A 15,069-nucleotide genomic window follows, 5' to 3' on the forward strand; every position below is an offset into this window, starting at 1 on the left:
CTACCCTGGCCCCCCACGCCACCACCCGGACCCGCCATGCGCCGCCGCCTTGATCAGATCGACCTGCGCATCCTGGCCGAGCTTCAGGCCGATGGCCGCATCACCAATCAGGGCCTGTCCGAACGGGTGGGCCTGTCGGCGCGGCCATGCCTGGAGCGGGTGCGCAGGCTGGAACGCGAGGGCGTGATCGTCCGCTATCAGGCGATGCTGGACCTTCGCAAGCTGCAAAGCTGTATCACCGTCCTGGCGCAGATCGCGCTGGAACATCATGGCCGCCATGGCCGCCAACTGTTCGAACGCCGTCTGGCCAACACGCCGGAGGTGGTGGAATGTTTTGAGGTCAGTGGTGAGTTTGATTATATCGCCAAACTGATCTGCCCCGATGTCGATGCCTATCAGGAACTGACCCAGAGTTGGATCGACGATACCGAACTGGGCGTCAGCCGCGTGACCAGCAATATCGTCCTGCGCCCCGTGCGCGATCAGGTGCCGCCACCCCTGTTCGCGGGTGAGGCGGAGTAAATTCAACTAGTCACGCTGCGAATTACAATCAATACCATCTTCAATGCTGTCCTATCCCAATGAACAGCATGAAATTCTCACGCCCGCCGGTATCTTCCCGGAATATCCGCGTCCTGACAGACGTCTGGAAGCGGCAGGTATAAGAAGAAGAAGGTGACGGTAGATGATTGCGCGCGTGGCATCCCTGGCCCTGCTGGCCAGCCTGTGGGTAGCCCCGGCCCTGGCCGATATCGAAGGTTCCGTCACCCTGGTCAGCGATTATGTCGATAAGGGAATGTCGCAATCCGATGGCAATGCCGCCTTTCAAGCCGGCCTGACCTGGACCCATGAAACCGGCCTGTTCCTGGCCGTGGATGGTTCCACCGTCGATTTCAACGACAGCACCGATGCCGAACTGAACATGATCGGCGGCTATCAATGGGATTGGGAGCAATGGGCGTTGGTGGCCGGCATCAGCCGCACCCATTATGCCGGCGCACCCAGGGGGGCGGGCCTGGACCTCTGGGAATTCGCGCTGGCCGGCTCGCTCGACCTTGAAACCCATCAATGGGAAGCGGAAATGGTCTATAGCCCCGATGATGGCGGGGCCGGCGACGCGCTCTACCACCGTATCGCCGTCACCATCCCGTTCGCCGAGCGTTTCGCTATCTCCCCGCATCTCGGCCATCAATGGTATGATCGCAAGGATTTGGGCGGCCCCAACTTCTGGGAATGGGGTGCTGAACTCTCCTACGCCCTGGCCCCCGCCACGGTGGGCATCGCCTATACCGACACCAGCCTGAAGAACGAAGATGGCTGCAAGTGCGGTGGGAGGGTGGCGGCGTTTGTGACGGTGAGTTTTCCGTGAGGGGAGGGGTCATTAACCAAGGCTCCTGGCAGAGGTCCGATCAAGCGAAGCGAGTCCCGGCAGCGGCGGTAGAAAATCATCAAGCCGGATAGCGGTCCTGCGGCCCAGGCCGGTTCGCATGTGGCACAGGCCATCGGCTGTGCAGGCTGCCAACACTGGAAGGCGAACCCCGCGCATACTTTCCCGCGATTTTAGCAAAATTTTGCATACCGCAGTGTCCATAGAAGAATGTATAAAACTTATACAAACTGATAATTGATTTGCACGGCCAAGAAACACACCAGTAGCCGCCAGCCAACGGCGAGCCGCCGACTATGCCGCTTTCCTGAATTCACACTGAAACCCGGTGGGCCAAATGCGTAATCTTGTGGGTGCCGGCATTCTGGCCGGCCTGCTGCTGTCGGGCTGCGCGAACCTCAACACCATCAACCGGGTGACGAACCTGCCGAACCCGGCGTCCGCCTCCTCCCCTGGTAATGAGCAGCCAGGCGGGGGCGGGAAAGCCATCCACCTGGATGCGTTCCAGCGCCTCGTGATCGCCAGTAGTGACGGCAGCACATGCGCCGAACCCAGTCCTGACGGGTTGGCGGCCTATGCGGCGGCGCTGGGGCTGTCGGGCAGCGTTCCGGGGACGGGTGCCGCCTCATTGTCGGCATCGGCACAGCAGACAGCCGCCATGATCGGGCTGCGCACCCAGTCCATCACCTTGATGCGCGACGCGCTGTTCCGCCTGTGCGAGGCTCGGGCGCAGCGGCAGGGACAATTATTGGATGTCAGTGAAACCATGCTGCTGGAGCGCAGCCAAGACCTCACGGCCGTAGTGGTGGCTGTCGAACAGTTGACGGGGGCGGTGGCGGCCAATCAGGTGATACTGGGCGGCAGCAGCGGCGCGGACTCACAGGCGCAGCTGGTCTCGAACCTTCAGGTGCTGGAGACCGTCCGCAAGACGGAAACCGAACGGCAGCAGGCACTGGCCCGAGCGGACACGGAACTGGCTGACCACAAGACCAAGCGCGACACGGCCGACACCGCAGCCAAGGCATCGAAGGCCAGCTATGATGCTGCCCTGAAACAGACGCCGGCCTCGGCCAACCTGCCGGAGCTGGAAAAAAGGAAGAATGAAGATGCCGCTCTGCTGGTCAAGGCGGAGGCGGATCTTGCGACGGCCACACAGCAGCAGGGCCTAGCGGCCCAGGCCCTGGCGGATGCTCACAAGGCCCGTGAAACGGTGGAGCGCAATCAGGACGGGGCCCTGTCCCAGGCCGCTGCCCATGTCACCGGCGGTGGCTCCTTCGCGCCTTCGGCGCCGCGCGGTGGCCTGGACCCGCTTTCGGTGGCTGCGGTTTCCGGGGCCGTTCGGGACATGGTGCAGGCGGTGCTGAAGAAGGATTATCTGCTGGAGGCCTGTACTGTCTATCTGACAGGGACCGCCCGGAGTCCCGTCAACCCGAGTGAAGAAGAAAGGCTATCGCGTGAGCGTAGCACGGACCTTTGCAATGGAGTCATCGCGAACAAGCTGGCGGTCGAATCTCGGGAAGTAAAAATGGAACAATTGAAACGTGAACAGGGTGAGCTGTTCAGCTACGGCATCAGTAACGAAAATGATGCGGCCAACATTGAAAAAATCAAGACCGCTCTTTTGAATGCCGACAAACAGAAGAAGATTCGGGAATGGGTGGGGAAAGTCATGCCGTCAGGTTCCATTGCCCAACTGCTCTACGACGTCTCGATGGCGCGGTATCGCCAGTACGTCGTGGACGAGTTCGTCAATAAATAGAACTGCCCATGCATCATAAACGCGGTTACAGGAGGAAAAGATGTCGGAAAAAATCATCCGGAATGTGCCCGCCAACAAGGTTGGGGAAGTCGTTCAGACTTTCATCGATCATGACGAGACCACGAACATCGTCTGTGCCCAACAGCCCGACGGCACATGGACGGTGACCGCCAGCATCTGATTGGTGGTGCCGGCGGTTGAGGTCCCTTCACGAAAATGGAGAGGACAGTCATGATGCGTCCCATTCATGCCATCCCGGCCATGGCCCTGCTTCTCCTGGCCGGCTGCGGCCGCGAGCCGCCATTGCCGGCACGTTTCGACGGTGTGGTTCAGGCCGATCAGGTGGCGTTTGTCACCTCGCCCTCGCGCTGCCTCCTGTCCCTTCTTTACGACGATTTCAGGATTGAGTGGCTGCCCGGCGAGGTGCCGGCCGCTGGCAAGACGGTGAAGGAGGGGCGCCGTTTCCTGCGGCCCGCGATGTCGCCGGCCGCACGGGGAAAGCCCCTCATCATCGATGTCCGCGGTGGCTATCTTTCCAGCGGCGCAAGTAGCGCGACCCTTGCAGTCCAGGTGGGGGAGCGGCAATTCGCGCTGGATCTGTCGCCGGATCCGGCGAACAGCAGCTTCTACAGGCGGGTGGAGGCTGTGCTGGGGTCCGGCGACGTCACCGATGTCACCATCCAGATCCGGATGCCACAGCCCGCTGACCCGTCGGACCATGTTCAGATCAGCATCGACACCGTTGATATCGCGCTGGTCGCCGGCGGGTGCGGGTCTTCGGAGGAAGAGAAGAAGGCCACCCGGCCGCCGCCTGATACCAATCTCCCTTGATCGCGACCGTTCCAGGGAGATTTGATGTTCCTTCAGGCACCGGGCTGGCCGTCGTCGGTCTCCAATCCGCCAAAAGCTCCACCTTTCGGCGGATTGGCATGAGACCAGGATCCTCGGCTGATGACTCATGGCCGTAGGTCGTGGGTGAGCGTCAAGGTCCCCCCACCCGCCGCAATCTTATCTCCGCATCATCCAGGCCCGACAGTACCAGCAGGCCGTCCTCGTCCAGCGTGTGGCGCTGGATGGAGCGCAGGGCCGAGAGGAAGGCCTGTTCGCGCACCATCACCTCGCGCGGGCAGGCCATCATGGTGCTGGCGGCGGCGCGGCTGGCGATGGTGATGCCGTTGGCGTCGGCGCGGAAACGGGCCACGAAGCGGTTGCATCCCGCCGTCCCCGTCACCTCGCCCGCCATGGTGAAGCGCATGGCGGGCGCATTGTCGGGGGGCACATCCTTGCCATTCAGGGATACGGCCTGCCATTCGCCCTGGGCCAGGAAGGCGGAGGCCGATCCGCCGCAGCCTTGCAGGGTCTGGCCCTCCACCTCCACCTGTACACGGTCGGGCAGGGGGGTGGCGGTGCGGTCATCCAGGCAGGTGCCGGGATTGATGGTCACCCTCAAATCCCCGTCGCCCAGGCGGCCTTCATAGCGATAGCCATCGGCCAGCAATTGCCGCTCGGGCAAGGAAATCCGCGCGATCTGCGACGTTCCTGTGCCAAATCTCACGAGGTCGAGGCGGTCTGTGCCGATGCGCAGGGTCCAGCCGGGGCCGTATCCGCGCGCCTCATACTGGCCCGGCAGGTCGGTTTCGGTGAAATCGGCCTGGGCACAGGCAATCTCCGTCTCCGCACCCAGCGACAGGCGGGCATTGCGCCCCTTGCTCCAGAATTCGATCTCCTGCCCGTCCGCCATCTCCCCCGTGTAGCGGGCGCCCGACGCCGACAGGGCGCGGTCCAAGCGGTGGGTCTGGCCCTCCACGGTCAGGTCCAGGCCGCCCTCGCTATAGAGCGCCACCACTTCCCGTTCCCCGCACTGAAACGGCACGCCGGGCGGGCGCGGGGCCGCCTGTGGGCCGCTGTCGGGGGTGGGCGGGGCCGGGGGGACGGGTGGTGGGGCGGCGGCACGGGTCAGCCATAAGGTGCCCAGATCATGCAGGCCCTTGCCGGGATCGATGACATGGGCGCTCTGGATCGACCAGAGGGGGCGACCGGCGGCATCCTGGATGATGGCGCGCACGGCATAGCGTTCGCCGGCCTTCAGCTTGGCCGCCACCGCCGTCAGGCGAAAACGCAGCGGCACCTGCTGCCCCGCCAGATCAATGCTTTGCCGGGCCAGGACGGGGACGGCGGGATCGGCGGCCATGCCCGGCTCGGCCAGGGTGACCAGCAAGGTGGCACCGGGCGGCAGGGCGATCCGCTCGCGATAGGACAGCTCACCGATAATGGTGACAAGCGGGCGGGCGGTGGAACTGGACGGGGCGGGGGCGGACAGGGCAGGGGGCAGGATACCGGGCAGGAACAGGCACGCCCCCGCCACCATGGTCACCATGCCTTTACGCATCTGCCGCCGCATACGCCGTCCTGTCCCTGTCTGATCCGGGCGCCGATGATGCCGTCCTGGCCGCGTGCATGCCAGTTTGAAATGCAGGCGGCCCCCTGATTTCCGTCCCGGCTGCCCCCATCACGGGCGATTTCGTTTTCCTCAAGCGCCGGCGGGGCATCCGCCGCTTGGCTTCACGCCGCATGTGCGGCGCGGCGGCGGTCTCCGCCGGAGCTGTTTCCGGTCAGCCGAAAACAGCGCGTACAGTGCGCCCCATCACCCCCCGACGACAATGGCGCAGGTGAATACGTATGCGTCGCAACGCAGCAAACTTATGCATACGTATTTTCGCGCTCACCGTTTTGTGGGTTTGTAACTAAATTCGAAATGCGACATGGCCGGAACATTGGGACCTTTACGGGCCCCTTTGTCGGTGCCGACGGGAGGAAAAGGTGCCTGCATAAGAAAAAGGCACCCGAATTCTTTGCCAGCCGAATAATCAAGGGCGGCCCTGCGGCATTCAATCAAGATCACGGCCTGTTGCGGGTGAGGTTAGTCGTCGCGTCCGCTTGTCATGGTTGTTGCGTGTTCGGACAGGGTCCCGGCATTCCCGCCGCGTGAAGTGGTGGGTTATGGGAGCCGTGTGTCCAGGTTCGAACGAAAGTCGCTCGCGGTCAGGAACTGCGCCCCGAACGGGGTCAACAAGAACAATGGCGTCGGTGACGCTTAGTCGATGGGGAGTGAGAGGAATGTCCAAGGTTCATCCAATGCGTTTCGCGTTGCTGGCGACGGTTGCCGGCACTGCCATGCTGACGGCCGGCGCCGCGTTCGCCGCCGATGACAGCATCGTGACCCAGCGCAGCGAGACCCAGGTGGCGCAGGCCGCCCCGGCTGCTGCTGCCCCCGCCGCTGGCGATGGCCTGCTGGAAGAGATCATCGTTTCCGGTTTCCGCCAGTCGATCCAGGCGTCGATTGAGCAGAAGCGCAACGCCACGCAGATCGTGGAAGTGATCACGGCGGAAGATATCGGCAAGCTGCCCGATAACTCCATCGCGGAATCCATCGCCCGTCTGCCCGGTCTGGCGGCACAGCGTATCGATGGCCGCGCGCAGTCGATCAGCCTGCGCGGTCTCGGCCCCGACTTCACCACCACGCTGCTGAATGGCCGCGAACAGGTGACGACCGGCAATAACCGCTCCGTGGAATTCGACCAGTATCCGGCCGAAATCTCCTCCGGCGTCGCCGTCTACAAGACCTCGCAGTCCAACGTCATCGGCCAGGGTCTGGCCGGCACGGTCGACCTGAAGACGATCCGTCCGCTGGATTACAAGGACCGGGTGCTGTCCGTCTCGGCCCGTACCGAATATGTGACCAATGGCAAGCTGAATAGCGACAGCGACGAATATGGCTATCGCTTCTCCGGCACCTACATTGACCGCTTCGCCAACGACACGATGGGCATCTCGCTCGGCGTTTCGCATCTGATGCAGCCGACGCAGATCAAGTCGGCCCGCTTCTGGGGCGATGGCAACTATCCGCGCATCAATGACAGCCAGCCGCTGAGCAACACGGCCCCGTACATCATTGGCGGCACGGAAGTGCGCTCCAACTCCCAGACGCTGAAGCGTACCGGCGTCGTCGCCACCTGGCAGTGGGAAGCGTCGGACAATTTCACCAGCACCGCCGACTTCTACTATTCGAAGTTTGACGACGTGCAGTATCAGCGCGGCGTCGAACTGCCGCTGTGGTGGTCGGGCGCGTCGCTGAGCACGGGTGGCCGTACTGTTGAGGATGCGCTGGTTACCGGCGGCACCTTCACCGGTGTGAAGGGCGTGGGCCGTTCCGACATCCGCACCACCAAGGCCGACCTCTACTCCGCCGGCTGGAACGGCGAGTATAACAAGGACGCCTGGACGGTCACCGCCGATATCGGCTACAGCTCGGCTGACCGCAAGTCCTCGCGCTTTGAGGCTTATTACGGCACGGGCCGCGGTGCCGCCGGTGCCGGTGCGACCGACACGATCGGCTTCACCTCCAAGCCGAATGATTTCGGCTGGCAGCTGACGCACAACCTGAACTATGCCGATCCGAACCTGATGCTGCTGACCGATCCGGGCGGGTGGTCCGGTGGTTCCATCGGCACGCTCGATCAGAACGGCTATCTGAACACGCCCACCATCGATGACGAGCTGTGGTCGGCCCGTCTGGATGTGAAGCGCGAGATCGAAAGCACGTTTGTCAGCGCGATCAATGTCGGTGCCAATTACACCGACCGCCAGAAGAACTACACGCAGCCGGAATGGTACGTGGTCACCACGGCCAACGTGCAGAACCCGACGGCGCAGCGTTCCATCGCGGTTCCGGCCTCTTCCGTGCTGAAGCCGACGGACCTGTCCTGGATCGGTCTGGGCGACACGCTGGCCTTCGATCCGCGTGATCTGCTGGCCAACGGCACCTACTCGCTGGTCAAGTGCCCGCGTAACAACTGCGTGAACGACCTCGCCTACCAGATCAACGAAAAGGTCTGGACCGGCTTCGCCAAGGTCGATCTGGACGCCATGTTGGGTCAGGTCAAGCTGACCGGTAATGTCGGTGCCCAGTATGTCCATACCGACCAGTCCTCGACCGGTCCGGCCATCGCCAGCAACGGCACCTTCCGCCTGCGCACCGCCGGCGCGAAGTATTATAACTTCCTGCCCAGCGCCAATCTGATCTTCACGATGCCGAACGAGGATCACAAGATCCGCCTGGCGGCCTCGCGTCAGATGGCCCGTGCGCGTCCTGATCAGCTGTCGGCCCTGTCGACCTTCAGCTTCAACCCGGCCTTCGCCAACAACACCTCCATCGACTTCTCGCCGTGGAGCGCTGGCGGCGACAATAACGGTAACCCGAAGCTGAAGCCCTGGGTGGCGGATGCCGTTGATGCGACGTATGAGTTCTACTTCGCCGATGCCGGTTACTTCGCCTTGAACACCTATTACAAGTGGCTGAAGACCTACATCTACAACGAACGCCAGATCATGGACTTCACCGGCTTCCAGTCCGGTGGCGTGACCCCGCGTATTTTCCAGGGCTATTCGAACCTGCCGGCCAACGGCAATGGCGGCGACATTTACGGCTTCGAGCTGGCCTTGTCCCTGCCGTTCGACATCATCAGCGAACGTCTGGATGGTTTCGGTCTGACCAGCAGCTTCGGTTACACCAAGACCTCGATCCAGCCGAATCCGGGCGATCCGGCTCAGCCGATCCCGGGCTTCTCCAAGTACACGTCGCAGGCGACCTTCTACTACGACAAGGACGGTTTCCAGGCCCGTATCTCGGCCAACCACCGCTCCAAGTTCCTGGCGGAAGTCACCGGCTTTGGTCAGTCCCGCGCCCTGCGTATGGGCAAGGGCGAGACCATTTACGACGCCCAGGTGTCGTATGAGTTCCAGGAAGGCTCTTCGCTTGAGGGTCTGACCCTCATGCTCCAGGGCTACAACCTGTCCAACGAGCCCTTCATCGCCTATGGCCGTGGCGACACGCGTCTGGTGGAGCGCTTCGAGGATTACGGTTCGCGCTACCTGCTGGGCGCTTCCTACAAGTTCTGATCCTGCCTCCCTCTGCCCCCGCCGGTTCCCTGCCGGCGGGGGTTTTTTCTATCAGGGACAGGATCGACACTTTCCATAAGCCAACCTTGATAATCGCCCGGCCAGAACGAGTTTTCCTCACCAACACGGAGGAATTCCCATGCACTGTCCCGAATGCGAGAAAATCAAGGCGCTGGTCCATGCCGATAACCGCCTGCTTCTGGCACCGCCAACATCTCATACCCGCTCCAAGCTGCTGGACATCGCTAACCGCCGCCGTCTGACGGTGGTGGAAACCGATGACCCGGCATGTCTGGATATCCGTCTGGCGCGCGGCGATATGGATGCCTTTCTGACGGACGCTAATGGCAGCCTGTCACAGGAGGAGACGGATCATTGCCGTGCCCTGCTGCTGGACGGGGATAAGGCGCCCAGCCTGTCCGACTATATGTCCACGCGCACGCTGCGTTGGCTCATCGCCGCCGTGAAGGGGCAATGGCTGGTGGGCATGCTGGAAAAGGACCGGCTGTTCTCCATGCTTCAGCCCATCTGCCGCCCCGACGGGACGGTGTTCGGGTATGAGGCGCTGCTGCGTGGGAGGGAGGGGAATGGCGATATCGTTTCGGCGGGATCGCTGCTGTCGGTGGCGTCGGAAACCCAGCTTCTCTTCACGCTGGACCTGACGGCCCGCCGCGAAGCGATCAAAGCGTTCTCAACGCGCCGGGCACCCGGAGCCAAGCTGTTTGTGAATTTCAACCCGTCCAGCATCTATGACCCGTCCTATTGCCTGCGCACCACTCACTCTTTCGTGCGCGACATGGGCCTGACGCCGTCGGACATTGTGTTCGAGGTGACGGAAACGACGGAGGTAAAGGATCAGGCCCATCTGCGCGGCATCCTGGCCTTTTACCGGCAGTCGGGCTTCCGCGTGGCGCTGGACGATATCGGGGCCGGCTTCTCCGGCTTGAACATGCTGCAGGAGTTGCGGCCGGACTATGTGAAGATCGACATGGCCCTGATCCGGGACATCCATCAGGACCATTACAAGCAGAGCATCGTGCGCCATCTGATCGGCATCGCTGCCGATACCGGGGCGCGCATCGTGGCAGAGGGGATCGAGACGGAGGCGGAACGCGCCTGGGTCACGGCAGCCGGAGTTGATTTCCTGCAGGGTTACCTGCTGGGCCGACCTGCCGCCGCCTGATCCGTCCCTGTTCCTGTCTGCCCGCATGACGTCCCGGTGCTTTCCCCTGTACCCTGGTATCCCCTTTCCATTCGGGCAGACCCAACATGCATAAACCCATTCGCAGCATCGTGATTGTCGGCGGCGGTACCGCCGGCTGGATGTCGGCGGCGGCCCTTGCGCGTGTCGCCGGCAAGACACACAAGCTGCATCTGGTGGAGTCGGAAGAGATCGGCACGGTCGGGGTGGGGGAGGCGACGATCCCGCCCATCGCCACCTTCAACCGCGTGTTGGGCATCGATGAGGATGAGTTCCTGCGGGCCACCAACGGTACCATCAAGCTGGGCATTGAGTTCAAGGATTGGTACCGCCAGGGCCACCGCTACATGCACGCTTTCGGGGCGCTGGGCCGCCCTCTGGGTATGACGCATTTCCACCATGTCTGGCGTCGCGCCAACGCGCTGGGGCTGGATGGGGATTGGGAACAGTATGTCTATAATACCGTGGCCGCCCGCGCCCTGCGCTATGCCCGTCCAGGGCCGCAGCGGCGCTCGCCGTTGGAGCCGCTAACCCATGCCTTCCATTTCGATGCCGGCCTTTATGCCGGCTTCCTGCGCCGCTTCGCCACCGAACGCGGGGTGGTGCGGACCGAGGGCAAGATCCGCCGCACCATCCTGAACGCCTTCAACGGCCATGTGGAGGCGGTGGAGTTGGAGGATGGGACCCGGATCGAAGGCGACCTGTTCATCGATTGCTCCGGCTTCCGGGGACTGCTGATTGAGCAGGCGCTGGGGACCGGGTTTGAGGATTGGTCCCACTGGCTGCCCTGTGACCGCGCCTGGGCCGTGCCCTGTGCCAATGGCGGCGAATTCACGCCCTATACCCGCTCCACGGCCCATCCCGCCGGCTGGCAATGGCGCATCCCGTTGCAGCACCGCATCGGTAACGGCCATGTCTTCGCCAGCCGCTATATGGGGGAGGAGCAGGCCCGCGACATCCTGATGGCCAATCTGGATGGTATGCCGCAGGCCGAACCCCGCTTGCTGCGCTTTACCGCCGGGCGGCGGAAGAAGATGTGGAACCGCAACGTCATCGCCGTGGGCCTTTCCAGCGGGTTTCTGGAGCCGCTGGAAAGCACGTCGATCCATCTGGTGCAGTCGGCCATTACCCGCATCCTGATGGCCCTGCCCAATGACGGGATCGACGCGGTGGAGGTAGATGATTTCAATGAGAAGGCGCGCGCCGAGTATGAGCGCATCCGCGACTTCATCATCCTGCATTACAAGGCCACCGAACGCGATGACAGCCAATTCTGGCGCGATTGCCGCGCCATGGACATCCCGGAAGAGCTGGAGCGCCGTATGCGCGTCTTCGCCTCTCACGGCCGCGTCTCCCGCGTCTATGACGAGCTGTTCCTGGATGTCAGCTGGATTCAGGTGTTTCTGGGCCAGGGCGTGATCCCGCGCAGCTGGAACCCGCTGGCCGATCAGTTGAGCGAGGCGGAACTGAAGGAGTTCCTGGCCGAGATCAAGGCGATGATCGCGCATGAGATGGCGGTTCTGCCGACCCATGCCGATTTCATTGCCCGTCATTGCGCCGCCCGGCCCTCCTGACCCGCCCGCACCCCAAACCCGGCGGTTCCCATCCGCCGGGCCCACCCGGTCGCGTTGACCGGGTTCTTGCTCCCTCAAGGGAAACTGCGGCCGGCGGGGCGCCCCGCCGGCCGGACTTTTCGAAGGGAGAGTGCTACCCCTCCAAAAAACCGAAAGGACCCGCCATGTCCCGCCTGTTGACGACCGCCGCCACCCTGCTGGCCCTGGCCGCCCCTGCGGCGGCGGCGGACCTTGCCCCCTATCGCGACAGGCCCTTTGCCGATGATGTGGTCTATTTCGTGGTCACTGACCGCATGGCCAATGGCGATGTGTCCAACGATAAGGGTGGGCTGACGGGCGGGCCGGAGCAGACGGGTTATGACCCCACCGATATCGGCATGTTCCATGGCGGGGATTTTCAGGGTCTGGCGCAGAAGCTGGATTATATAAAGGGTTTGGGCGTCACGGCCATCTGGGTCACCCCGCCCGTCGTGAACAAGGTGGTTCACAAATATGATGGTGGCCTGTCGGCGGGCTATCACGGCTATTGGGGCCTGGATTTCCTGAATGTCGACCCGCATCTGGGCGGCAATGCCGCCTTCAAGGCCTTTGTCGACGCGGCCCATGCCCGCAATATCAAGGTCATCATGGATATCGTGGTGAACCATACGGGCGACGTGATCCAGTTCCGGGAATGTGACGGCACCAGCATGTCCAAACCCTGCCCCTACCGGTCCAAGGGCGATTATCCCACCACGCGCCGCGCGTCGGACGGTGCGGCCATCAATCCGGGCTTCAAGGGTGATGGCGCGGCCTATCAGACGGTGCCCAACTATGCCGCCCTGACCGACATCAATTACGCCTACACGCCCTATGTGCCGGCGGCAGAAGCGACGGTGAAGAACCCCGCCTGGATGAACGATCCTCGCCATTACCATAATCGCGGCGACAGCCATTTCAGCGGGGAGGACAGCATTTTCGGCGATTTCTCTCGCCTGGACGATCTCTACACCGAACAGCCCGCCGTGGTGGACGGGATGATTGAGATCTATAAGCATTGGATCAAGGAATATGGCATCGACGGCTATCGCCTCGACACCGCCAAGCATGTGAACCCGGAATTCTGGCACCGTTTCGTGCCGGAGATCACGGCCTTCGCCAAGGCGCAGGGCATCCCCAACTTCATCGTTTTTGGTGAGGTGGCTAATGAGAAGCCGGCCGACCTCGCCGCCTATACCGACATTCTGGGCCTGCCCTCGGTCCTGGATTTCGGCGTGGCCGTGGCGGCGCGCGATACGCTGGGCATGGGTGCCGATCTCGATCTCTGGGACGGGCTGTTCCGTGCTGACCGGCTCTATCCCGCCGGCGACGGCACGGCCCGCCAACTGGCCACCTTCATCTCCAACCATGATCAGGGGCGCCTGGCCTTCAAGATCCGCAAGGCCAACCCAAAGATGAAGCCAGAGGAGCTGCAGGCCCGCGTGGCGCTGGGCCACGCGCTGATGTTTTTCTCCCGTGGTGTGCCCACGCTCTATTACGGCGATGAACAGGGCTTTGTCGGGCTGGGTGATGACAAGGCCTCGCGCCAGCCGATGTTCGCCAGCGCATCCAAGCAGTTCAATACCGAAGAACGCCTAGGCACCATCGGCCCCCGCACCGGCGATGCCTTCCAGCCGGGCCACAGCCTCTACCGCGCCTTCGCCAACATGGCGGCCATCCGTCAGGCCCATCCCGGCCTGCGTCAGGGCCGTACAATCATGCGCTATTTCGAACGCAAGGGTCCGGGCCTGCTGGCCTTCTCCCGCATCGATGATGCGCGCGGCGAACAGTTCCTCATCGTCGCCAACACCGACACCAAGCCCCATTCCCTGAACCTCGACACGGAAGGGCCGGGCGCCACCTGGACCGCCCTGCACGGTGCCTGTGCAGCAGGGCAGGGCAGTGCCTACAGCGTCACGGTCCCGGCGCTGGACTATGTGGTGTGCAAGAAGGGGTAGGGGCGGCTTTCCCGTTCTATTTTCCGACCGGCCCCGTTGATTGCCGGACCATCAGTTCAAAGCCCAGCTGGCGCACGGGTTCGGGGTCATTGTCGCCGATCAGCAGATCGACAGCCGCCGCGGCCATGGCCATGGTGGGCTGGCGGATGGTGGTGAGCGGCGGCCAGATGACTTGGGCGATGGGGCTGTCATCAAAGCCGATGACGGAAAGGTCGCGGGGGACCTGCAGGCCGTGCTTGTTGGCGGCGGCGACGGTGGCGGCGGCCATGTCGTCATTGCCGGCGAAGATGGCGGTGGGGCGGTTGGGCAGGGCCAGCAGCTGTTCGGCCGCCGCAAAGCCGCGCGCGAAGCTGAAATCGCCGGGCAGGACATGGTCGGGCGACAGGGTCAGGCCGCGTTCAGCCGCCGCATCCATGAAGCCACGCCGGCGCAGTTCCGCCGCGCCATGGTCGGGATGGCCCAGGATCATCCCCAGCCGCGTATGGCCCAGATCGGCCAGATGATAGGCTGCCAACCTTGCCGCCGCCTCATCATCCATATGGACATGCGGGGTGCGGGCGGGATCGGTACGGGGCGCGATGCGGACCAGGGGGACATTGGCCTGGGCGATGGCGTCCAGCACGTCCTGACGGTCCACGATGGGCGGGGTGAGGATCAGGCCATCCAGGCGGAAGCGTGCCGCGACCGACACCATCATGCGCGGCAGGTTGGGATCATCCGCCTCGCACGGTTCGGTCAACAGGTGATAGCCCTTCTCCTGACACCGCCTGATGGCGCCCCCCATGATGTCGGCCATGTAATTGCGCGACGGGTTGTCATAGAACAGGCCGATCAGATAGGAGCGGCGGCCCGCCAGCGAGCGGGCATTGGGATTGGGCCGGTAATCCAGATCGGCCACGGCGGCGCGCACGCGGGCCAGCGTGTCATCCGCCACCCGCGCCTCATTGTTCAGCACGCGCGACACCGTCTTGGTCGATACACCGGCCACGCGGGCCACATCAAAGATCGTTGCCACGCGCGGAAGGGGGCGGGCCGCGCCATTCTGCTGGATATCGGTCAAGAACATTTCCTCCGCGCCGCAGGGGTACGTTGCCCCCTTGTGCTTGCCATTGTGGAATAGCATGTTCGGGAATGTCTGACAACGTTGTCTAGTCCGGACAGAGATCGACAGGTGCGAATGGGATCAGAACAGCCGAAGCAGGCTGGATCGCGGG

Annotated in this window: 11 protein-coding genes; 9 read left to right on the forward strand and 2 right to left on the reverse strand. The window is 63.2% G+C overall.

Translation table 11 applies throughout. From position 1 onward, the window contains the following. Window positions 1-36 precede the first annotated feature (36 nt). The 5 genes from ABC729_RS23045 (at window position 37) to ABC729_RS23065 (ending at window position 3,977) form a co-directional block, all read left to right on the forward strand. Window positions 37-522: an Lrp/AsnC family transcriptional regulator gene (locus ABC729_RS23045; RefSeq protein WP_495609952.1), complete on the forward strand. Its 486-nt coding sequence runs from the start codon at window positions 37-39 to the stop codon at window positions 520-522. A 163-nt stretch (window positions 523-685) separates the two neighbouring features. Then, window positions 686-1,369, forward strand: a complete 684-nt coding sequence (locus ABC729_RS23050; protein WP_495609953.1) for a TorF family putative porin — start codon at window positions 686-688, stop codon at window positions 1,367-1,369. Window positions 1,370-1,724: 355 nt separating this feature from the next. Continuing rightward, window positions 1,725-3,146 carry a hypothetical protein gene (locus ABC729_RS23055; RefSeq protein WP_495609954.1) on the forward strand — a complete coding sequence of 474 codons (1,422 nt, stop codon included), beginning with the start codon at window positions 1,725-1,727 and terminating at the stop codon, window positions 3,144-3,146. Between the two features lie 40 nt (window positions 3,147-3,186). Further along, a complete protein-coding gene (locus tag ABC729_RS23060; protein ID WP_495609955.1) occupies window positions 3,187-3,327 on the forward strand; it encodes a hypothetical protein in 141 nt (46 codons plus the stop codon). 50 nt (window positions 3,328-3,377) lie between these two features. Further along, on the forward strand, window positions 3,378-3,977 hold the full coding sequence (locus ABC729_RS23065; RefSeq protein ID WP_495609956.1) for a hypothetical protein: 600 nt from the start codon (window positions 3,378-3,380) through the stop codon (window positions 3,975-3,977). A gap of 151 nt (window positions 3,978-4,128) precedes the next feature. Here the strand turns inward: ABC729_RS23065 and ABC729_RS23070 are convergent, their stop codons facing one another. Continuing rightward, the gene (locus tag ABC729_RS23070) at window positions 4,129-5,547 is read right to left on the reverse strand and encodes an META domain-containing protein (protein WP_495609957.1); all 1,419 of its coding nucleotides are present in this window, start codon (window positions 5,545-5,547) and stop codon (window positions 4,129-4,131) included. A 716-nt stretch (window positions 5,548-6,263) separates the two neighbouring features. On the opposite strand from ABC729_RS23070, the gene ABC729_RS23075 reads away from it, so the two are divergent. The 4 genes from ABC729_RS23075 (at window position 6,264) to ABC729_RS23090 (ending at window position 13,855) form a co-directional block, all read left to right on the forward strand. Continuing rightward, complete coding sequence (locus ABC729_RS23075) at window positions 6,264-9,104, forward strand: TonB-dependent receptor (protein WP_495609958.1); 2,841 nt, start codon at window positions 6,264-6,266, stop codon at window positions 9,102-9,104. Between the two features lie 139 nt (window positions 9,105-9,243). Next, window positions 9,244-10,287, forward strand: coding sequence for an EAL domain-containing protein (locus tag ABC729_RS23080; protein ID WP_495609959.1), 1,044 nt, complete (start codon window positions 9,244-9,246; stop codon window positions 10,285-10,287). Between the two features lie 86 nt (window positions 10,288-10,373). After that, window positions 10,374-11,879 (forward strand): tryptophan halogenase family protein, encoded by a 1,506-nt coding sequence (locus ABC729_RS23085; RefSeq protein WP_495609960.1) that lies wholly within the window; start codon window positions 10,374-10,376, stop codon window positions 11,877-11,879. A 164-nt stretch (window positions 11,880-12,043) separates the two neighbouring features. Further along, window positions 12,044-13,855 (forward strand): alpha-amylase family glycosyl hydrolase, encoded by a 1,812-nt coding sequence (locus tag ABC729_RS23090; RefSeq protein ID WP_495609961.1) that lies wholly within the window; start codon window positions 12,044-12,046, stop codon window positions 13,853-13,855. Between the two features lie 16 nt (window positions 13,856-13,871). Here the strand turns inward: ABC729_RS23090 and ABC729_RS23095 are convergent, their stop codons facing one another. Next, entirely contained in the window at window positions 13,872-14,915 is a 1,044-nt protein-coding gene (locus ABC729_RS23095; RefSeq protein WP_495609962.1) for a LacI family DNA-binding transcriptional regulator, read from the reverse strand. Between the last annotated feature and the right edge of the window lie 154 nt (window positions 14,916-15,069).

The organism is Niveispirillum sp. CC-CTL257, from assembly GCF_059489915.1.

Excerpts from the sequence above, each read along its gene's own strand:
- ABC729_RS23085 (WP_495609960.1), top strand. The coding sequence starts at position 10,374 with ATGCATAAACCCATTCGCAGCATCGTGATTGTCGGCGGCGGTACCGCC.
- ABC729_RS23060 (WP_495609955.1), top strand. The coding sequence starts at position 3,187 with ATGTCGGAAAAAATCATCCGGAATGTGCCCGCCAACAAGGTTGGGGAA.
- ABC729_RS23055 (WP_495609954.1), top strand. The coding sequence starts at position 1,725 with ATGCGTAATCTTGTGGGTGCCGGCATTCTGGCCGGCCTGCTGCTGTCG.
- ABC729_RS23045 (WP_495609952.1), top strand. The coding sequence starts at position 37 with ATGCGCCGCCGCCTTGATCAGATCGACCTGCGCATCCTGGCCGAGCTT.
- ABC729_RS23070 (WP_495609957.1), bottom strand. The coding sequence starts at position 5,547 with ATGCGGCGGCAGATGCGTAAAGGCATGGTGACCATGGTGGCGGGGGCG.
- ABC729_RS23050 (WP_495609953.1), top strand. The coding sequence starts at position 686 with ATGATTGCGCGCGTGGCATCCCTGGCCCTGCTGGCCAGCCTGTGGGTA.
- ABC729_RS23080 (WP_495609959.1), top strand. The coding sequence starts at position 9,244 with ATGCACTGTCCCGAATGCGAGAAAATCAAGGCGCTGGTCCATGCCGAT.
- ABC729_RS23075 (WP_495609958.1), top strand. The coding sequence starts at position 6,264 with ATGTCCAAGGTTCATCCAATGCGTTTCGCGTTGCTGGCGACGGTTGCC.
- ABC729_RS23065 (WP_495609956.1), top strand. The coding sequence starts at position 3,378 with ATGATGCGTCCCATTCATGCCATCCCGGCCATGGCCCTGCTTCTCCTG.
- ABC729_RS23090 (WP_495609961.1), top strand. The coding sequence starts at position 12,044 with ATGTCCCGCCTGTTGACGACCGCCGCCACCCTGCTGGCCCTGGCCGCC.